Source organism: Sabulibacter ruber (assembly GCF_017355955.1).
GTDB classification, from domain to species: Bacteria; Bacteroidota; Bacteroidia; order Cytophagales; family Hymenobacteraceae; genus Nibribacter; species Nibribacter ruber_A.
In genome coordinates, this window is sequence record NZ_JAFFID010000001.1 from 1443754 (window position 1) to 1463903 (window position 20150).

Annotated in this window: 13 protein-coding genes; 3 read left to right on the top strand and 10 right to left on the bottom strand. The window is 53.6% G+C overall.

Going from position 1 to position 20150, the window contains the following annotated elements; translation table 11 throughout:
- Positions 1-230 precede the first annotated feature (230 nt).
- The 10 genes from JT719_RS05925 to JT719_RS05970 all read right to left on the bottom strand — a co-directional run bounded on the left by JT719_RS05925 (position 231) and on the right by JT719_RS05970 (position 17061).
- Positions 231-1916 (bottom strand): glycoside hydrolase family 43 protein, encoded by a 1686-nt coding sequence (locus tag JT719_RS05925; RefSeq protein ID WP_207431583.1) that lies wholly within the window; start codon positions 1914-1916, stop codon positions 231-233.
- Between the two features lie 36 nt (positions 1917-1952).
- Positions 1953-3647 carry a FlgD immunoglobulin-like domain containing protein gene (locus JT719_RS05930; RefSeq protein ID WP_207431592.1) on the bottom strand — a complete coding sequence of 565 codons (1695 nt, stop codon included), beginning with the start codon at positions 3645-3647 and terminating at the stop codon, positions 1953-1955.
- A gap of 157 nt (positions 3648-3804) precedes the next feature.
- Positions 3805-4782 carry a pectinesterase family protein gene (locus JT719_RS05935; protein WP_207431594.1) on the bottom strand — a complete coding sequence of 326 codons (978 nt, stop codon included), beginning with the start codon at positions 4780-4782 and terminating at the stop codon, positions 3805-3807.
- 8 nt (positions 4783-4790) lie between these two features.
- A complete protein-coding gene (locus JT719_RS05940) occupies positions 4791-6023 on the bottom strand; it encodes a glycoside hydrolase family 88/105 protein (RefSeq protein ID WP_207431595.1) in 1233 nt (410 codons plus the stop codon).
- A 66-nt stretch (positions 6024-6089) separates the two neighbouring features.
- A complete protein-coding gene (locus JT719_RS05945) occupies positions 6090-7040 on the bottom strand; it encodes a pectinesterase family protein (RefSeq protein ID WP_207431597.1) in 951 nt (316 codons plus the stop codon).
- A gap of 7 nt (positions 7041-7047) precedes the next feature.
- Complete coding sequence (locus JT719_RS05950; protein WP_242693083.1) at positions 7048-8460, bottom strand: pectate lyase family protein; 1413 nt, start codon at positions 8458-8460, stop codon at positions 7048-7050.
- 301 nt (positions 8461-8761) lie between these two features.
- Complete coding sequence (locus JT719_RS05955; protein ID WP_207431599.1) at positions 8762-10051, bottom strand: DUF4861 domain-containing protein; 1290 nt, start codon at positions 10049-10051, stop codon at positions 8762-8764.
- 164 nt (positions 10052-10215) lie between these two features.
- A complete protein-coding gene (locus JT719_RS05960; RefSeq protein ID WP_207431601.1) occupies positions 10216-11865 on the bottom strand; it encodes a DUF4957 domain-containing protein in 1650 nt (549 codons plus the stop codon).
- Positions 11866-11906: 41 nt separating this feature from the next.
- Complete coding sequence (locus tag JT719_RS05965) at positions 11907-13784, bottom strand: RagB/SusD family nutrient uptake outer membrane protein (RefSeq protein WP_207431609.1); 1878 nt, start codon at positions 13782-13784, stop codon at positions 11907-11909.
- A 16-nt stretch (positions 13785-13800) separates the two neighbouring features.
- Complete coding sequence (locus JT719_RS05970) at positions 13801-17061, bottom strand: SusC/RagA family TonB-linked outer membrane protein (RefSeq protein WP_207431611.1); 3261 nt, start codon at positions 17059-17061, stop codon at positions 13801-13803.
- Positions 17062-17368: 307 nt separating this feature from the next.
- On the opposite strand from JT719_RS05970, the gene kduI reads away from it, so the two are divergent.
- The 3 genes from kduI (at position 17369) to JT719_RS05985 (ending at position 20108) form a co-directional block, all read left to right on the top strand.
- Complete coding sequence (gene kduI / locus JT719_RS05975) at positions 17369-18211, top strand: 5-dehydro-4-deoxy-D-glucuronate isomerase (protein WP_207431613.1); 843 nt, start codon at positions 17369-17371, stop codon at positions 18209-18211.
- A 6-nt stretch (positions 18212-18217) separates the two neighbouring features.
- Positions 18218-19006, top strand: a complete 789-nt coding sequence (locus JT719_RS05980; protein ID WP_207431615.1) for a gluconate 5-dehydrogenase — start codon at positions 18218-18220, stop codon at positions 19004-19006.
- Between the two features lie 61 nt (positions 19007-19067).
- Entirely contained in the window at positions 19068-20108 is a 1041-nt protein-coding gene (locus tag JT719_RS05985; RefSeq protein WP_207433284.1) for a LacI family DNA-binding transcriptional regulator, read from the top strand.
- Positions 20109-20150 lie beyond the last annotated feature (42 nt).

Sequence of the window (20150 nt, forward strand, 5' to 3'; positions counted from 1 at the left end):
CGTGGAATTACCTCGTTACAGTGTAACGAGGCTACATTTCAGTTTCTGTAGCGACGTTACACTGTAACGTCGTCGTAGGCAATGCCTTTAATCGGAAAACTATGGTGAGAACTTCAGCAAGTGCAACCAATTCTTCTTGTTACTTAAAAGATGTATAATTTCAGATTTCACGTCTATTTTTGTTTCAGGGCCGATTTTCCAAAAACAGCCCCAAAACAAAAACCTCCCTCCTACCTGGTCACTCTGAACCAATCGTAATCGGCGTAGCCGGAGTCGTTGGTTTTGTCCTCGCGGAGGGCGAACAGGCCCACCTTGGCCCCGATCCACTTGCCGGGAACGGCGGTGAACGGTGCGCCGGCGTTTTTGAAGGTCTGGCCGTCTTCTGAGTAGCTGAACTGGCACTTGGCGCCCTTGCTCACCTGCACCCGGAACTGCACTTCGTTTCCCGTCAGTTTTCCCAGGATCTGCTCCTTCTCAGGGGTGCCTTTGTCGGCTTTGAGGGCGGTGTTGTAGGTCAGGTACAGACCGTCTTTTTTGTTCACCACCGACACGTAGCCGTAGTCCATGCCCATCACCACCAGGCCGGTGCGCTCGTTCTGCAGCTTGGGGTTGGGCGTGAACTTGAGTTTGGTGGTCACGGTGAAGTTCTCGGCGGGGAATTTCTGGAGCAGCAGGTTGGGCACGTCCCAGAGGTTCTTGCCGCCCTCGGGTACCTGGTCGGTGAAGAGGCGCAGATGGCCTTTGTTCGAGGCGAATGCCCAGGTAGCCTTCGGGTTGGCGTGCCACTGCCACTGCAGGCCCAGCAGATGGCTGTCGAACTCGTCCGACTCGGCGGGCGTCACGATGGGGTAGGTTTTGCCCACGTTCGGTTTCTTGTAGGTGAGCACCGGCTGGCCTTTGCCGTCGCCGTCCGGGTCCTCGCCTATCACCGGCCAGTCGTTCACCCACTTCATGGGCTGCAGGTGCACCACGCGCCCGTAGGCTTCTTTGTCCTGGAAATGGAAGAACCAGTCCTCGCCGGACTTGGTGTCTACCCAGGCGCCCTGGTGCGGACCGTTGATAGGCGTTTTGCCTTGGTCCATCACAATTTTCTCCTCGTAGGGACCATACACGTTCTTAGACCGAAGCACCAGTTGCCAACCCGTGGCTACGCCGCCGGCCGGCGCCATGATGTAATAGTAGCCGTTGCGCTTGTAGAACTTAGGGCCCTCCACGGTGGGGTGCGCATCGTGGCCGTCGAAGACCATCACGCCCTCGTCCAGCACCTTGGTCCCCTCGGGGTTCATGCGGTTCACGGTGAGCATGCTCTTCACGCCCGCCCGACTCCCGGCCCAGCCGTGCACCAAATAGGCGTTGCCGTCCTCGTCCCACAGCGGGCAGGAATCGATCAGGCCTTTGCCTTCCATCACCAAAACGGGCGCCTCCCAGCGGCCCGCCGGGTTCTTGGTTTTCACCATGTAGATCCCGAAATCAGGGTCGCCCCAGTAGATGTAGAACTCGCCTTTGTGGTAGCGGATGGACGGGGCCCACACGCCGTTGCCGTGCTGCGGCTTAGCGAAATGCTGGTACGGCGGCAAACGGTCAATGGCGTAGCCGATGATCTGCCAGTTCACCAGGTCTTTGGAATGCAGGATCTGCAGGCCGGGGATGGAGCTGAAGCTGGACGAGGTCATGTAGTAGTCATCGCCCACGCGCACCACATCGGGATCGGAGTAGTCGGCGTCCAGGACCGGGTTCTGGAAGGTGCCGTCGCCTTTGTCCGAGACCCACACCTTGGAGACGTAGTTGGCCGGAACCGCCATGCTGCCACCTGAGGCGCTGGTGTTGGAAACTGATAAGGAGGTACGCGTTTTCTCGCTCTGGCAAGCGCCCAACAGGAGAAGGAAACCAAGGGCTAGCTGTTTTTTAGGGGACATCTGCTTACGTGTTAAGTACCGCAAGGTACTGCTTGATTAATCTCTTAGAAGCGCCACCCGCTTCGTTTCTTTTTCATTTCCTACCTGTACTGAGATAAAGTACATGCCGCTGGGCAGTTTGCTTCCGTTCTGGTCGGTGCCGCTCCAGTGGAGGGAGTGGGCACCCGGGGCCACCGAGGTGTTGAGCAAAGTTGCCACGGTTTCGCCGGCGGCGTTGGTCACTTTCACCACTGCCTGACCTTTTTGCTTCGCTGTGAAGGCCACTTTGGTGGAGGCGGAGAATGGGTTGGGGTGCAGACTGGTAGAACCTGTCTTTTTGCCCTCTGGGGAACTGGTCAGGTTGCCCGTAGATACCAGGCTATTCAGATATTCTTCCAGGTTGGTGTAGCCATCGTTGTTGCGGTCGCCGTTGCGGTCCTCGGCGTTGTTGAGGTTCAGGCCTTTTGCGGTTTCCCAGACGTTGGGCATGCCGTCTTTGTCGGTGTCCTCGGGAGCGGGCAGAGAAGCCAGCGTAGGCCAACCGCCTACATCGTTCTGGCTGTCGATGATTCCGTTGGTGCTGCCGTTAGAACCCGCGGTGGTGAAAGTTTTGGTGCGCACGGTGTTGATGATGCGGGTATCCACGGCATCGCGTTTCAGGGAGGCGCCGGCTTTGTTCAACACCAGTTCGTAGGCTTCCTCGGCGGAATGCGTGGTGACGTTGTTCTGAATTGGATGCGGTTCACTGCGGCGCATAGCGGCTTTGTCGGCGTCTGACACGGTGCCGTAGCTGCTGTGGAACTGGTTGAACACGCCGTAAGTCCAGTTGTCATTGGTGGCGCGGGTGCTGCCTTCCACAAAATTACCATCAATGTAGAACTTGCCCCAGATGTCATACACCTCGGTGCCTTCGTTCTTGTTTTTATCGATGGAGAAGATGCGCTCTTTCTTGGCCGTGGCGGGCCCGGGTTTGTAGTAGTTGTTGACCACGTTCACGTTCATGGCTTCGCCGCCGTACATGCTGTTGTTGGCCCAGTTGTAGTACACGTTGTTGCGCACATCCACCAGATCGGTGAGGGCGAAGGCTTTGCCGGCTTCCTCGCCCAAACGTGGGTTACGGCTGTCATGGTGCGCCATTAGGTTATGGTGGAAAGAGGCGTTCTTGCCGCCCCAGATGCCCCCGTAGCCGTGTGCCCCTTTGGCGTGAGCCGAGTTGCGGAGGCTTTCCGAGATAAGGCACCACTGCAGCGTGAAGTTCTCATTGGCGTAAAACGACACGCACTCATCCGTGGACCAACTCATGGAGCAATGGTCAACGATGATGTTTTTGTGAAAACGGCCCCCAAACGCATCGGCTTCCTGCTGCGTCTCGTCGCCCATCCTGAACCGAAGATAGCGCACAATTACGTTATCGGCGTCCACGCTCACCGGGTAATTCTTGATAGCGATCCCGTCACCGGGCGCGGTCTGGCCGGCAATGGTGATGTTGGGGTACCTGATGGTGAGGTTTGAGGCCAGCGCAATAGTCCCGGACACCCGGAACACTACCGTTCTGGCACCGGAGGCATTGATGGCCGCCCGCAAGCTACCCGGCCCGGAATCGTTTAGGTTGGTGACCTCCAGCACGGCTCCGCCCCTGCCGCCGGTGGCGTAGCGGCCAAACCCTTCGGCGCCGGGAAACGCCAGTTGCTGGGCCTGCAGGCTGCTTCCGAGACACCCGAACAGGGCCAATGTGAGTAGCTTTTTTACCATCTTGATATTTTTAAAGGAGGATATGCGTTGAAATTTCCAGTTCGTTTTGGGGCCGATTTCTCCGAAACAGCACCAAAACAGTTATGCAATCGTTTGCACTTAAGTACCTTTCAACTTCGCTCTTTTTTCCTGCCTCAGCGTGCGGGTACTTCTTCACCTATTTATTGGCGGTGATCAGTTGCCCGGGAGTCCAGTCCCCGAAGATGTTTTTCAAAGTGTACTGCTGCGCCTCCTGCTCCGTTAGTTGCTTGGACCATTTCACGCGATCTGCTTTGGCAGCGCCCGGACCGGTGGAATTGTACTCGGCGTAGAGCACTTGTTTCTCGGCCTCCGGTTTGCTCCAGTTGTGCCAGCCTTCGGGCCGGATGTGCTTGCCTAAATACGTATTGATGAACACAGTCTTGGCGAATGGTCTCCAGGGACGGCCCAAGTAGTAGGATTTCTCCGGGGCATCGCCGGTGAGGCGGCAGTTCAGGAACACAAACCCGTAAGGCGCGCCTTCCAGCGTAGAGGCGGCGGTCACGAAGTTCCCTCCTTTTTTGCTGAAGATCTCACAGTTCTCAAACACCGCCGTAGACCACCCGAAGATAAAGTCGGTGGTGCCCTCAATGTAGCAGTTTTTGTAGTACTGGCGGCTTTTCTCGCCGTGCGGATACAGCGTGTCTTGAAAACCCAGGAAACGGCAGTTCTGGAACATGACCTTGTCACCGTCCACGCGCACGGCCACCGCCTGCCCTACCGGTCCCGAGGAGTTCTCAAAGGTGATGTTCTCGGCGGTGAAATCATCGCCGTACACAAAGAAACTGGTGGATCCGGTGGTGCCCATCTCCTCCCCGAAACGGTTTTTCTTGGAGGCGTAATCATCAAAGGTGAGGATGGTTTTCTTCACGTCCTCACCGATCATGCGCACCGCGGTTTTGGTGCTGGGCAGGGTGAGTTTCTCTTTGTAGGTGCCGTTCTTGATGTAAATGGTGGTGACGTTCTTCCGGAAATCGGGCACGGCGTTGATGGCTTCCTGCACCGTCCTGAAGGTACCGCTGCCGTCTTTGGCCACCACAAAATCATACTTCTGCGCCTGCGTGAAAAAGGCGCTGCACAGGAAAACCAGAATCAGGAAGGATTTTTTGAGCGTCATGCGAATGCTTATTTAGAGGCGGATGCTTTGCCCATTTCTTCAAACTCCAGCGAGGCCATGATGAACGGCGACACGGCTTTGGGGTCATTGTCGCGTTTCTGCTCGTTGATGTAGTACTCGTAGGTTCCGTCGCGGTACGGGGTTCCGCCCAGACCGGCCACGGCGCACACCTGGGTGATGCTGATGGTTTCGTCCTCGTTTTTCTTGATCAGGTTCTCCAACAGGCCGTTATAGCCTTGGCGCGCATCTTCCATGTATTTCTGGTCAATGTAGCCTTTCTTGGCGGCCTTCACCAAAAAATAAGTAAACATGCTGGAAACCGAGGCCTCGCGGTAATTTCCTTCGCGGCCACCCTGGTCCACCACCTGCCACCACAGACCGGTTTTCGGGTCCTGGTACCGGGCAATGGCCTGGGCCATCTTTTTGGTCACGCGCAACACCTCGCCGCGCTGCGGATGGTTCTGGGGCAGGTAATCCAACGCATCTACCAAGGCCATGGACAGCCAGCCCATGGCGCGGCCCCATACGTTCGGCGACAAACCGGTTACCGGATCGGCCCATTTCTGCTCCTTTTTCTCGTCCCAGGCGTGATAGAACAGGCCTTTCTTCTCGTCCCAGGTGTGTTTGTCAATCAGGATGATCTGCTTTACCACGTCATCGTACAGGGCTGGTTCGTTGAACTCAGAGGCATATTGGGCCAGAAATGGGGTGGCCATGTACAGGCCGTCCAGCCACATCTGGTGCGGGTAGATTTTCTTGTGCCAGAAGCCGCCCTCCGAGGTTCTGGGGTGCGTGCGCATCTGATCGCGCAGCTCGTCAATGGCGATCTTGTATTTCTGCTGACCGGTTTCTTTGTAGAGCGCAATCAGGAACTTGCCCGGGTTCACGCGGTCAATGTTGTAATCGGTTTTCTTGTAGGTTTTGATCTGGCCGTTATCGGTGATCATGGTGTCGGCGAAGGCCTTGATGTAGGTGAAGTACTTCTGGTCGCCGGTGCGCTTCCAGACCCGCTCCAGGGCACTCGCGAAAAGCCCCTGCGTGTAGTCCCACTTCGGCTCCGGCCGGAAATCGATCATCCAGCCCTGCGGACTCCGCTTCATCTCAGATTCGGCCATCCAGACGGAGTAGGGTTTGCCGCTGGGAGAAGCAGCGGGCGCGGCGCTGGACGAGGCCGTCTCGCCGGAGCGGCAGGCCATGGTCAAAGCGGACAAAGCGATGAGGGCGTATTGGGCAAGTTTCATTTGTGATGCAGGCTTAAGCGTGAAGGAGGTGTTTTGAGGCAGATTTTAGGAAAACGAGGCGAAAACTCATTTTGTGGGGTTCCATTTGTCGTCACCGGCAAGGACCAGTTCGGGCTTGTATTTTTTGGCTTCTTTTCTGGAAAGTTGCTTAGACCAGGCAACGCGTTTCTCAATAGCCGCTCCCGGCCCGGTAGATTTGTACTCGGCGTACAGGGCGGTTTTCTCGGCATCGGGTTTGTTCCAGTTGTGCCAGCCCTCGGGCAGGATGTGCGGTCCCAGTTCAGAGTTGAGAAACACCGTCTGCGCATACGGCCGCCACGGACGGCCCAGGTACACTTTGGTGGCCTCGGGAACGGCAGTCGTGATTTTGCAGTTGAGGAACACGAAGCCGAAGGGCTGGTTCTGCGGCGTGGAGGCGGCGGTGATGTAGGAGTTCTTTTTGCAATGGATGGTGCAGTTCTCAAACACCGCCGTGGCCGGCCCGAAGATAAAATCGGTGGTGCCTTCAATGTAGCAGTTCACATAGTACTGGCGGCTGTTGTCTACCCCGGCGTACAGGGTGTCCTGGTCGCCCAAGATGCGGCAGTTTCTGAACACGCAACGGTCGGCCTCCACGTGCAGCGCCACCGCTTGCCCTACCGGACCGGCATCGTTCTGGAAGGTCAGGTTTTCAGCCTGAAATTCATTTCCCTGCACCAAAACCGTGTAGGAGGTGAACGTGTTGATCTTCCCTTTGCCCGAGTAATCGTTCCAAACAATAATGGTTTTGTCGCGGTCCTCGCCGATGAAGGAGATTTTGGTTTTCCAGGAGGAGACCACCAGCTTTTCTCGGTAAGTGCCGTTTTTGATGTGGATCTCGATGCGGTCATTCGGGAACGCCGGAATAGCATCCAGCGCACCCTGGATGGTGGCATGGTCGCCGCTGCCGTCCTGGGCCACCACAATTCGCTTTTGCTGCGCTTCTACAGAAAACACCGCCAAAACGCAGATTAGAAGGAAACCAAGCCACTTTTTCATAACCGTGCTATTTTACCAGGCTGTTTAGATAAACCTCAAGATTGGTGTATTGCTTGTTAAGGGTGTGCGCCACGGCATCTTGGGCGTTATTGCTGTCCAGTTTCTGGGTGCGCTCCCAGGCATCGGGCATGCCGTCCTGGTCTTTGTCCTCGGGCGCGGCCGCCGATTTCAGCTGCGGGAAACCACCCACGTCTTTCTGCGAGTCAATGATGCCCGTGCCTTTCTTGCCAGCCGTAGACTTACCGCTGCGCACCTCGGCCACAATGCGGGTGTCCACGGCATCGCGTTTGAAGCTAGCACCGGCTTTGGCTAGCACTTCCTCGTAAGCGGCCTGCGCCGGTTGGGTAGAGATATTCAGCACCTGAAACGCCGAAGCCGCTTTGGTGGAATCCGGATGCTCGCACTGCACGCCGCCGGCCCAGTTGTCTTTGGTCACTTGCGGGAAGCCCTCCACGTGGTTGCCGTTCACATAGAACTTGCCGTACGGCTGCGACGGGTTCACAATACGGTTCTTCCGGGAATTCTGCGTGGCCGGACCCGATTTAAAGTAGTTGTTCACCAGGTTGTAGCGGCCTTTTTCGCCGCCGTAGATGCTGTTGAAACCCCAGTTGTAGATCACGTTGTTGGTGAAATCCACTAGTTCATCCGGAGAATTTGGCGTGGAGCTGGAGCCTGAAAAACGTGGGTTACGGCTGTTGTTGCTGGCAATGAGGTTGTGGTGGAACGAAGCGCCCTCGCCACCCCAGATGCCGCCGTAGCCATGGTCACCTTTCTCGTGTACCGAGTGGTTCAAAGCCTCGGCGATGATGCACCACTGCAGCGTAAAATTCTTGTTGCGGTAGAACGACGCGCACTCATCGGTGGCCCAGCTCATGGAGCAATGGTCAATCACGATGTTACTGTTGCCCCGGTTGGCCCCAAACGCATCGGACTGCTGGCCTTTTTCGTCCCCCATCCGGAAGCGCATATACCGCACAATCACATTATCGGCTTTGATGCTCACCTGGTAGTTTTTTAGGGTGATGCCCTCCCCCGGCGCCGATTGCCCGGCGATGGTCAAATCCCCGTTGTTGATGTCCAGCGGCGCCTGCAACTCAATGTTCCCCGATACGGAGAACACAATGGTACGCGGACCTTTCTTACGGATGGCCTCGCGCAAACTGCCCGGACCATCGTTATTCAGATTGGAAACAACCAATACCTTCCCGCCGCGTCCGCCTGTGGTAAACTTGCCAAATCCTTCGGCCCCGGGGAACGCCAGGACCTGAGCAGTCTCGTCATTGATTGAACCGGAAGCCGCGTGACTTTCTACCTTCTGCGTGGGCACCGAGGCTACTTTCTGGGCACAGCCCGATAAAACCACCATCTGGAATGCTAAGCCTAGGCAGGTACTACTAAGAATGTTGTTTCTGTTTTTCATGTACTTCTGTTTACTAAAATCCTCCCCTCGTACCCAACCCTGTGTTTAAATTTTACTTTTAGAACCTTAAGCCTTGTGGTTTCTGGCCTTCTCTCAAAAAAGGACCTAAAAACGCTTTGGTTCGTGTATGCTCAGGATGCTTTGGTTCCTGAAGGATGCTTTACTGAGTAAATCTCCCCCTTTGTCAACCTGAAAGGATCTTGGTAGCAAACGGTAGTAGCATTTTACAAAAGCCATCCTAGCTTACCCACAAGCTCCTTTCAGGTTGACAGGAGAGATAGATCCTGTTGCTTAGCCCGTCTTACTTAGATACTTTCACCTTCACCGGATTAGCCAGTTCCTCGGCGGTTCTGGTGATGTATTGGCGGAACTGCTCCTCGGTTTTAATGCCGTCCGGTTCCAGTTCCCAGGCTGCCAGGAAGTAGTATTGGGCCTGTCCGTTGGATGGTTTCAGTTGTACCACGTGGCTCAGAGGATCATCTGAGAAGGTGATGAAATCCTGCGGATTGAACAGCACCGCAATGCCGATGTTGTCTGGCGGGGAGTTCAGTGTCTGCTTGCCGTAAGTGTACATATAACCGTAGCGCTTGCCGGCCTCCCCTTTGTCGCTGACCAGTTTGGCCGCTTTGTCTTTGATGAGGCCAGTAGCGATGTTCTGCGGCTGACCGCCTTCCAGCCTGATCTGGTGATGAGTCATTCTGGTGCCGCCGTGGATGCTCAACTGCGAATGCACATTGAGTTTTTGCCCTGCCACCTGCCAGCCATAATAGTCTGTGAGAATGGAAGAGTACACCGGTCCGTTTTGCGTGATTTTGCTGTAGGTGCTGTCGGTTTTCTCCACACGAACGGCTTTGCCGTTATCATACATGGCCAGCGTTCCTACGCCCAGTGCTTTGCCCACTTTGAGCACATCCATGCCCCAGGGCTGTTGGTTGTGGTAAGAATCATACCCGTCCAGGCCCGCTTTCTGGAGCACCATCTCCGGGGTTTTCTTACCGAACACATCCACGGCGTTGCGCCAGTCCAGGTAAAAGCGGTATCCTACCTTGTCAGATTCCCAGCCTGGTCCCTCGTAGCGGAGGTAGTAGGAATGGTCCGTCAGTTCACTGGGTACGCGTAAAGAGTCTATGTTCTGGAAATCGCCGCCAATGTATTTCCGGTTTTCCCAACGGCCGCCCACTTTCTTGGACAATTCGGCCTGGGTGCGTTTGGTATAAGTGCGTTGGTTTTTTCCCTCTGGGTTGTAGCTCACCGTCAGTTTCCTGGTTTCCCCAGCTCCCATCTGGTCCAGCACCAAAGCAATTCCTTTGTTATGGGCATCTTTGCCGTTGTACTGGCTGGGGATTTCGGTGGAGCCATCTGTCACTATGAACGCATTCCTGTTAAAACCCGCCCCCTTTTTAGGCAAGTCCTCTTCTTTGATCACCACTAGCACACTTTCCCGCTCCCGGTTTAGAGGATTGGAAACTTGCACCGTGAACGATTGCGGAAATTCAGAAGAAGTTACTTTTTGGCTGGAGGAGCAGGCTACGTTGAGAAGGAGCGCTACACCTAAAGCTCCGTTTTTCCAGGTAAGATACTTTTTAATCATAGTTAAGTGGGTAAGAAGGGTGAGTAAGACTGCTGATAGGCTACAGAAAAGCAGAATGTGGCAGAAACCCAAGAAGAAAGAGTTTGCGGGTAGTTTTATGAAAATGGGCTTAAAACAAAAACAAGTGAGACCAAGGTACTTCAAGATCTCACTTGTCCTGTTTATTATTTCACCCATCTAGGATCTCCTATCGGACCACCGGTGGTGCTGGCAGTCTTCAATTCAGAGTCTGCCGGTACTTCAAACGTGTTAGCCGTCCAGTTAGAGAGCACAATGGTTTTATTCGCCGTTGGAGTAGCGTTAGCCGGGAAGGTCAGGTCTAGCGCCGGTGTTGCTCCGTTGGTGAGATTGAACATGTTGTTGTTTCTGATCACGATTGAAGAACCGGCTCCATTTGCCCGGAAAGCAGCATTCCCGATTAGCTGCCCGGTTAACGGCGCGTTCCCGATGATGCTGTTCTGCAGCGTAAAGTTCACCGGATTAGTATTGCCGTCAAACAACAGGTAGTTTCTGTTTGCGCCCCCACCGCCAAAGTTACCGATGGTACAGTTGGTGATCAGGATGGTAGGCTTGACAGGAACCTCGGTACCAGCGGCCATAAAGGTCCGTCCGAAGCCATAGAAAGTGGAGTTCTCCAGCGTTAGTGTTTCAAATTGCAGCTTGGGCAAGGTGAAGAATACATACGTGGTTCCAATGGACGTCAGGCCGGCAATGGTGTTCTTCACCGCAATGGAGGTGATCTTGTGGTCAGCGGCAGTTGTGGCCCTGTCTGCTCTGATAAAGCAGTTCGCCATGTTGCGCACAATACAGTCTTCTACCAGAATGTCTGTGAACGTTGCGGGGGCATCATTTTTTGTTGTAGAGCCCACCAGGTTCAGGAAGTAGGCAGCGTTGGCAGCTGTTCCGTCAAATTCAATCCCTTTCAGCTTTACGCCGGCTCCGGTTCCTTCCAGCACTACTTCTTTAAAATTCACCCGGGTGTTGGATGGGTTGCCCGAGGTTGACTGAAGGGTGATGGTTTTACCTGTAACCAGAATGTTTCCGCCCTGCGCATTGTACACCCCAGGCTCTAAGCCTATGACATCGCCGTTGGCAGCGCTGGCTACGGTAGCTAACAGATCATCTGCTGGCGTGATGGTCAACGTGAAAATGCTGGGCTCTTTGGTGGCAAAATTGGTGATCCCCTTGCTCATGGTCCCGGCAAAAATTTCTGCGGTGTACAGGGTGCTGGCCTTCAGATTAGAAAGGGTAATGGAGTTTGCCGCCACGTTTTCTGGAGTCAAGGTGATTTCAACCGGGGTTCCGGTGGCTGGGGTCAGCACTATCCTGGTTACCCCCGCGGTGGGGCGCCATCTCAAAATAGCTGTTTTGTCTTTTATCTCAGAAGCCAAAGGGGCGTTGAAGATCTGCTCCCCTCTTATTCTGAAACGAGATCCCACCAACCACTTTGATTCTCCGGCCGAATTCTCCCGGGCATTGGTTTTCACCCGGGCAAAGTAGTCCTGCTTTATTTCCAGTTGCTGATCGGTGAAAGTAATGGCGGTGGTGTCTGTTTGGGCCGTTAAAATCACGGGTGTTTGAAAGAGGGTATCTTTGGCCACTTCCACGGTATAGGTCACTGAACCTGCGGGGGTGTTGGCCGGGGTTTTCCAGGTAAGTTTCACCATGGTTTCCCCACTGGCAGCGGCAATCTCCCCACCGGGCTGGAACATCCGCATGGGGGCTAAATCCTCTTCTTCCTCTTTACAGGAAACAAAACTTACCACCATCAGAGCAAACGCCGGATACAGTAATTTGAAAAGCTTTGAACGCATGTTTTTCATGTCTTTTTATGATTTTGAATCAAAAGCGATGATTAATTCCCGTACCCGTAGTCTTGCGTTAACCTGAAGTTGGAGTTAAGGGCCGCGGTAGGGATAGGGAATACCTCTGATTTGCCTGGCGTGTATTGGCTGGCGAACATTCTGGTAGCCCCGGTCACATGCTCCTGCGTAATGGCCGCTCTCCAGTTAATTCTTTGGTAACCCGACCCTTCCGGCGCGGTAGTGGTAGGACTTGGCTGGTACATTACCTGGTTCACACTGCCTCTGATTGCTCTTCCGTTGGCGTCCAGGCCGGCGATGAGGTCGAAGTCCGCCATCTCTGCCTGAGCGGTTGCGGTTCTGCCGATCAACACATTAGGTTTGAAGAACACGTACTGGGGGACATTGGCATAACGTCCGGTGCCGCTCATCATCTGACCGAACTTCGCCCTGGTCTCTGCGATAGTGGAGGCCAGAAGATTCCACCGGATCAGATCATACTTGCGCACACCTTCGCCGCCAAATTCCAACAATCTTTCTTTCACAATGGCTTTGAAGAACTCCGGCTTAGTAGTGGGGGTGGTGCCCATACGGGTTTCGTAATCATCAAAGAAGGCTCTCTTTTTTACAGCCTCATAAGCGGCAATGGCTTCTGGGGTGGTGCCGTTCAATTCGTTTTCGGCCTCGGCAAACATCAGGAGAATATCAGCATACCGAATAAGGGGCCAGTTGATCCCCAAGGTCTGGTTGGTGCCGGCAATGTTAGTCCAGTATTTCCTGAACTTGCCTTCGCGCATCACCAAAGGCGTAGTGAGGGTTTTATTGTTGTTGGCTTCCACGGCCAGATAGGCAATGGTCACATCTCTTCTGGAATCACCAATAGAATCGAATTCATAGAAGTACGTAGGCACCGCTTCTATCAAACCGTTGGCTTGACCATAAGTGGTGTTACCGCCGTTGATTCTGGGCCCATTTCCAAAACCAAGCTTCGTATCGGTTCTGGCGTTACCGCCAAAGGCGCCGATTTCCCAGATCAACTCATTGGTTGGGTCTTGTCTGGAGACGCCATGGAGGGTCCGGAAGATGTTTTCGTAGTTCGGGTTCAAACCATTCTCGCCTCGCTGCATGATGTCAAGGCACTCTTTGCGGGCAATGGTATAATACTCCAGGTAGTTGCTTCTGCGCTCCATCTGGCGTGATTCTCTGCGCAAGGCGTACCCACCTCTGGCCAAGGCAATTCTGGCGCGCAGGCCTTTCACCGCAGCTTTGGTCACCCGGGTGGTAGGGTCTCCTGACTCAGATCTCCAGGGCACCAATTCGGCGGCCTGCTCCAGGTCTTTCAACAGACGATCATAGATCTCATCCTGGTTTGTCTTCCCGATGAACAGATCCGGCAGATCAGAGGAAGGTTCAAACTGGGCCGGCACATCGCCCCAGTTACGGATAATTTCATGGTAGAACTGGGCTCTTAAGGTAAGCGCCTCTCCCAGGAACTTCCGCATGGTGGCCTGCTCGGCGGCAGAACCGTTGTTGTACACATCAGACAGCGGAATGTTCTTGATGCAGATATTGGCCCGCTCAATGCCCCGGTACAATTGGTTAAAGGGACGCTCAATCTCGGTGTTCCCTGCGGCAACTCCGTAGTGGGCTACCCCGGTTCGGTTTTGTGGGTTGTGGTCCCCCCCTACTCTGAAGTCATCGGCGGCATTGGGGAAAATGGTGGAAATGCGGCTGCCGTACCCATCGTCTCCGGGCAGCATGTTGTACACCCCGGCAATAGCGGTGTTGGTAAAAGAAATGCTGGAGAAAACGGCCTCAGGTGCCAGTATTGAATCGTTCTCAATGGTCACGAAATCTTCACAGGCCGAGAAAGTAAGCAAGCCTCCTAGTGCGGCTGAAAACAGCAGGGACTTTATATAGGTCTTTTTCATTTCTTAATCTTAAAAATTAGAAGGTAACATTCACACCACCCAATACAAATCTGCTGCGCGGATAGGCGGCATAGTCCACCCCTGGGGTCAGGGCATTTCTTCTGGTGTTGGCCTCTGGGTCATACCCTGAGTAGCCGGTGATGGTAGCCAGGTTGTTCACGGTAGCGTACACTCTGAACTTGGAAATCACGCGGGTTCTCTTCAGCAGGGCCTCTGGCAGAGAGTAGCCAATGGTCAGGTTAGAGATCCTCAGGAAAGAACCGTCTTCAATCCCGAAGGAGTGCAGAAAGTATTGGCCTCTGCCCGGCGTCCAGTACTTGGTGTTTTTGTTCATCTCCGCCAACTGCTCGGGGTTGGTCACTAGGGCACCGTTGGCGTCATACCACTTCCAGCGGTCGTTCATGAGCGTCAACATGTTGTTGTCTTTGTACTCATACAGGGTGGTAAACTCCAGGCGGTTGGCATTGTACACCTTGGCACCGTAAGAGAAGTTGATGAACAAGCTTAAGTCAAAGCCTTTGTAAGTTACCTGCTGGTTTAATCCCCCGAAGAACTTAGGTTGGTTGTTCCCCAGCACTGTTCTGTCATCGGTGCCAATCATGGAGGTACCGTTGTCAGGAGTTAAGTCTTTCAATTTAAGATCACCCGGCTGTGGCAGGCGGTTACCCAAGGCAATGTTCTGGCTGTTGGCCACCCCTTCTTTCAAAGCGTAGGTCCAGGTGTTGGTGGCTTGGTTAAAGGTGGCATTGAAATCATCCAGGGTGTAGTACCCATCCGTGACATAGCCGTAGAACTGACCTACTGGTTTACCTACTTCCACTAAGAAGTCTTGATAGGTGTTGGTGATCCAGCCGGAAGAAACGGTGTAGGATTTCAGAGGCTGTCCCTGAGTATCAGTTCCCAGGCTGACGATTCTGTTTTTCTGGTGGGTCACGTTGAAATTGGCGGTCCAGCTTAAATCGCCCTTGTCGACCAACACCCCGTCTAATTGTAGCTCAACCCCTTTGTTTCTGGTCTTGCCCACGTTCTGGAGCTGAAAAGTGTACCCACTGGTGGTAGGAATCTGCGCATTCAGCAAAAGATCATTGGTGGCGTTGTCATAGAAGTCAATGCTACCGTTCAGTCGGCTGTTCCACAAAGAGAAATCAAGGGCTAGGTTCTTGGAGATGGTGGTTTCCCATTTCAGGTTGGGGTTGGCCAGAACGTTGGCCACCAAACCTGGGGTTACTGCCTCTGTAAAAGCATAGCCATCATTGGTAGTGGACTCAAACACCGTTCTCCACTGATCTGGGCCAATGCGGTTATTCCCCACAGCACCATAGCCAAAACGCACTTTCAAGTCATTCAACCAGTCTTTGGTGCCTTCCATGAAGAACTCATCACCAATATGCCAGGCCAGGGAGAACGTAGGGAAATAACCGGTTCTGTGCTGCGGCGCAAACAAAGAAGACTCATCTCTTCTTAAAGCCACATTAGCTCTGTACCGCTCTTTGTAGTTGTAGCCCACGCTCCCGAACAGAGAGAAAAGCGCTTCACCAGACTCACCGGTGGTAGCAGGGCTCTGGATCAACCCAGCCGGAGGCGTGGCCTTCTGTATACCGGCAAATGCCTGTTCCGGCGTGATGTCGGTGGGCAACCATCTTACCTGTACGCCATTGGTTTTACTGTCTCTTTTCCAGATTTCCTGCCCTAACAAAGCAGTGATATTGTGGTCTTCGCCAAATTTCTTTCTGTAGCTAAGGGTGTTGGAGTTGGTGATAGAGTATTGTTGGCCACCAGACAGGTTCACTACGGGTTGGGCGTTGTTTTGCCGGGCTACCGGAGTTACCACCCCATTGAATTCCTCCCGGTTTCTATCAGTGCTGTTGATCCCGAAAACACTTTTGAAGGTCAGGTTCTTTACCAAGTCCAGGCTGGCGTAACCGTTGAAGATGATATCATTCCGGCGGTCATACCGCAGTTCCTGGTTGGCTAGCAGTACAGGACTGGTAAGATTAGTACGGTCAAAATCCAGAGGATTGAAGTCATCTACCTGATCTTCAAACCCTGGGGCCACAAAAGGCATGTACCTAACCGAGTTTCTCAAACGGTTAGTGCTTTGCGTACCCGTGCTGGAGGTTCCTACCCCTTCAATTTCCTGGCGGCTGTAGCGGGTGGTAAAGCCTACTTTGAAACGGTCGTTTACGGAATGGTCAAACTTAAGCGAGGCCAGCGTACGCACGTTGCCTGAGTTGAGCATGATGCCTTCCTCATCCACGTGGTTCAAGGTGAAGTTGAAAGAAGTGGCCTTAGTGCCACCGGTTACGCCCACCACGTGCGTCTGACTGAACGCCGCCCGGCCGAACACCTCTTCCTGCCAGTCAGTGGTGGGCATGTTTTTGTAGATGTCCAAGTCTTCAAACCGGCCGTACCGGTCTCTGAACCCGTCACGGGTTTGCTGATCCTGATTGTAGTTGTATACTTGGTATTGGTACTGCACAAAGTCATACGGATTCATCACATCCAGCTTGTTCACAATCTGGCGTACCCCGGCAAACCCGTTATAGGTCACCTGAGTGGGCATTTCGCGGCCGCCCTTGGTGGTAATCACAATTACCCCATTGGCCCCGCGTGCCCCATAGATGGCAGTGGAGGCTGCATCTTTCAATACGTCAATGGATTGAATTTCCTGAGGAGACAGGAAGGATAAGGCATTCTCTACCTGGATTCCGTCTACTATATATAAAGGCTCATTGCTTTGCGTAATAGAGTTCCCACCTCTTACCCGGATAGTGATTTCAGCCCCAGGCTGCCCTTCAGAGGTATTCACCTGAACACCGGCCAAACGCCCGGCTAGTGCCTCAGCTGCAGTACTGACCGGTACATCCTGAATCTGCTTAGCGTTAACTGAAGAAACCGCACTGGTCAGTTCCTTCCTGGTCACAGGCTGATACCCCACTACCACCACTTCATCAATTGCTTTAGAATCCGGCGCCAAGGTCACGTTGATAGTGGTCCTACCATTGATGGCTACTTCCTGCGGCTGGAACCCGATGTAAGAAAACACGAGTGTTCCAGTACCACCGGGCACAGAAAGGGAGAAATTTCCTTCAATATCGGTCGCATTGGCGGTGGTGGTTCCCTTCAGAAGCACAGTCACTCCTGGAAGACCCTCCTTTTTGTCGTCCGTCACCTTTCCTTTGATGGTAACCGCCTGAGAAAAGGCGCTTGTTACGGCTGTAAAGAGAAAGATAAGCACCAGCAGGCACCGGCTCTTCTTAAGTAATGTTTGTTGCATAGACAGCAATTTGATTTTTGATAAAATGATAGGAACAGGAAGCAAGGCGGCTGAAGTGCATTATTCTGCGCAACCGATTGCATATTTAGCATTTATTAAAATCAAACACAAAATTATTTGCCATTATTTTAAGACTTTTATAAATACACCCAGCTACAGCCGCCGTGATTAACATTTTTTTATTATGTTAGCAGAGCATTAAAACCTCTCCAATGGAAATGGATGAATATTTTTCTACCCTACCATAGCTCAACTGATTGATAAATTCGTAATTTGCGCAAACGATTACATCATTAAGACCAAATCTATGCCCCTGCACCATACCACCCGTCATGCCATCCACCCCGCCGATGCCAAGGGTTACGACACCCAGAAATTGCGCGAGGCTTTCCTGATTGAGGAATTGTTCAGACCAGACTCCATTGAACTGGTCTATACTTTATATGACAGACTCATTGTAGGAGGCGTACACCCCGTGGAAGGCCCCGTAAGACTGGAGACGTTCCCCACCCTTCGTTCTGAAAACTTCCTGGACCGTCGGGAAATTGGCATCATCAACGTGGGTGTGGAAAGCACCGTCACCGTGGAAGGGGAAGCGTACCCCCTGGCACCCAAAGAAGCGTTATATATAGGAAAAGGCGTGAAAGACGTGGTGTTCCATCCGGCCGCAAATGGCGGAGCTACCCGCTTCTACTTCAACTCCGCTCCTGCCCACCACACCTACCCTACCAAGAAGGTGACCTTGGCGGAAGCCGAAACCGTAGAACTGGGTTCCCTGGAGACCGCCAACGCCCGCACTATCAGAAAAGTGTTGATCAACTCTGTGGTGGAAACCTGTCAACTGCAGATGGGCGTGACGGAACTGAAAACCGGCAGCGTCTGGAACACCATGCCGGCCCACACCCACGACCGCCGCATGGAGGCTTACTTCTATTTTGAATTACCCGAGGACCAGGTGGTGTGCCACTTTATGGGCGAGCCCGATGAAACCCGCCATCTTTGGGTGAAAAACCACCAGGCCATCATTTCGCCGCCATGGTCCATCCACAGCGGCGCCGGAACCTCCAACTACACCTTTATCTGGGGAATGGCCGGTGAGAACTTGGATTACAACGACATGGACAAAGTAGCCACCACTGACCTGAAATAGCCGTTTATGACCCATTTATTTGATTTAACTGGCAAAGTAGCCCTGGTAACCGGTGCCACCCACGGCCTAGGGATGGCCATGGCCACAGCCCTGGGCAAAGCAGGAGCTACGTTGGTAGTGAATGGCAACACGCCGGAGAAAATGGAGCGTGCCCTGGAGCAGTACCGGGCCGAAGGCCTGGACGTGAAAGGCTATTTGTTTGACGTGACCAATGAAGATTTGGCCAAAGAGAACGTAGAACGCATTGAGCAGGAAGTGGGTCCCATTTCCATTCTGGTGAACAACGCCGGCATGATCAAGCGTATTCCGGCTTTGGAGATGGACGTGGCCGACTTTAGGAAAGTGCTGGACGTGGACTTGACCGGTCCGTTCATCATGTCCAAACAAGTGGGCAAGTACATGGTGCAGCGCCAGGAAGGCAAGATCATCAATATCTGCTCTATGATGAGCGAACTGGGTCGCGATACGGTTACCGCGTATTCCGCCGCTAAAGGTGGCCTGAAAATGCTCACTAGGAACCTAGCCACTGAGTGGGCGCGGTACAACGTGCAGGTGAACGGCATCGGGCCGGGGTATTTTGCCACGGACCAGACCGCACCTATCCGCGTGGACGGGCACCCTTTTAATGAATTTATCATCCACCGTACCCCGGCCGGACGCTGGGGCGATCCGGAGGATCTGGCGGGCGCCACCATCTTTTTGGCGAGCCGGGCCAGTGAATTCGTGAACGGGCAGATTTTGTACGTAGATGGGGGCATTCTGGCCACCATAGGAAAACCCAGCAACGAAAAGTGATCTCTTGCTGGGCGGGGAAGGTTATTGACTATTTGAACGTACTTACATGGCGAGCAACAACATGGGCAGCAAACCAAAGGTGACTATTCACCACATAGCTGAAAAGCTCAACATTACGGCATCAACGGTTTCCAGGGCGTTAAATGACAACCCCCGGATCAGTGAGGTCACCAAAAAAGCGGTGCTGAAAGCAGCCAAACAGCTGAACTATCAGCCAAACAACATCGCCGCCGCACTCCGGAACGGGAGAAGCTACATCATCGGGATCATTGTGCCAACCGCTGACAGGGCGTTCTTTGCCTCGGTGGTGCGCGGGATTGAGGAAATCGCCAACAAGCTCAACTACAAGGTGATCATCTGCCAGTCTTATGACAACTATGAGAAAGAGGTGCAGACCATTGACGCGCTGCTGAGCGCCCGCGTGGACGGCATCATCGCCTCCATTGGCAAGAACACCGAGAACTTTGACCATTACAAGCGGCCCCAGGAAAAAGGGATTCCGCTGGTCTTGTTTGACCGTACCACCGATGCCCTGGAGGTAAGCCAGGTAGTGATTGATGACTACCTGGGCGCGTACAAAGTAGTGGAGCACCTTATTCAGCAGGGTTGCCGCCGCATCGCGCATTTTACCAGCCCCAAAAAGGTGAGCGTATTCAAGGAGCGCCTGCGCGGGTACACGGATGCCCTGCGCGACCACGATATACCTTATGACGAGGAACTGGTGATCAAGAGCAACCTGCAGCTGGAAGACGGCCGCGAGAGCATGCAGAAACTGCTGGAGCTGGACCTAAAGCCAGACGCGGTTTTCTCTGCCTCAGACTACGGTGCCATGGGCGCCATGCAGGTACTCAAGGAGAAAAAAATCAGGATTCCGGAGGAGATTGCTTTGGCAGGATTCGGGAACGAGCCGTTTACCTCGTTCTCAGACCCGGCGCTTACCACCGTGGACCAGTTCAGCTTAACCATGGGCCGCATCACCGCTGAGCTGTTTTTTGAGCATTTCAAAGCCGGAGACAAAAAACTGGTCCCTCAGAAAACGGTCCTCAAACCCGAGCTCATCATCAGAGGCTCTTCGCTCAGGAATCCTTCCAAGAAAAAGTAAATCCTGAAAGTAAGATTAACTCCTGAAGGCCTGTTTTGGGCC

Coding starts and splice junctions, on each gene's coding strand:
- JT719_RS05925 (WP_207431583.1), bottom strand. CDS start 1,916: ATGTCCCCTAAAAAACAGCTAGCCCTTGGTTTCCTTCTCCTGTTGGGC.
- JT719_RS05930 (WP_207431592.1), bottom strand. CDS start 3,647: ATGGTAAAAAAGCTACTCACATTGGCCCTGTTCGGGTGTCTCGGAAGC.
- JT719_RS05935 (WP_207431594.1), bottom strand. CDS start 4,782: ATGACGCTCAAAAAATCCTTCCTGATTCTGGTTTTCCTGTGCAGCGCC.
- JT719_RS05940 (WP_207431595.1), bottom strand. CDS start 6,023: ATGAAACTTGCCCAATACGCCCTCATCGCTTTGTCCGCTTTGACCATG.
- JT719_RS05945 (WP_207431597.1), bottom strand. CDS start 7,040: ATGAAAAAGTGGCTTGGTTTCCTTCTAATCTGCGTTTTGGCGGTGTTT.
- JT719_RS05950 (WP_242693083.1), bottom strand. CDS start 8,460: ATGAAAAACAGAAACAACATTCTTAGTAGTACCTGCCTAGGCTTAGCA.
- JT719_RS05955 (WP_207431599.1), bottom strand. CDS start 10,051: ATGATTAAAAAGTATCTTACCTGGAAAAACGGAGCTTTAGGTGTAGCG.
- JT719_RS05960 (WP_207431601.1), bottom strand. CDS start 11,865: ATGCGTTCAAAGCTTTTCAAATTACTGTATCCGGCGTTTGCTCTGATG.
- JT719_RS05965 (WP_207431609.1), bottom strand. CDS start 13,784: ATGAAAAAGACCTATATAAAGTCCCTGCTGTTTTCAGCCGCACTAGGA.
- JT719_RS05970 (WP_207431611.1), bottom strand. CDS start 17,061: ATGCAACAAACATTACTTAAGAAGAGCCGGTGCCTGCTGGTGCTTATC.
- kduI (WP_207431613.1), top strand. CDS start 17,369: ATGCCCCTGCACCATACCACCCGTCATGCCATCCACCCCGCCGATGCC.
- JT719_RS05980 (WP_207431615.1), top strand. CDS start 18,218: ATGACCCATTTATTTGATTTAACTGGCAAAGTAGCCCTGGTAACCGGT.
- JT719_RS05985 (WP_207433284.1), top strand. CDS start 19,068: ATGGGCAGCAAACCAAAGGTGACTATTCACCACATAGCTGAAAAGCTC.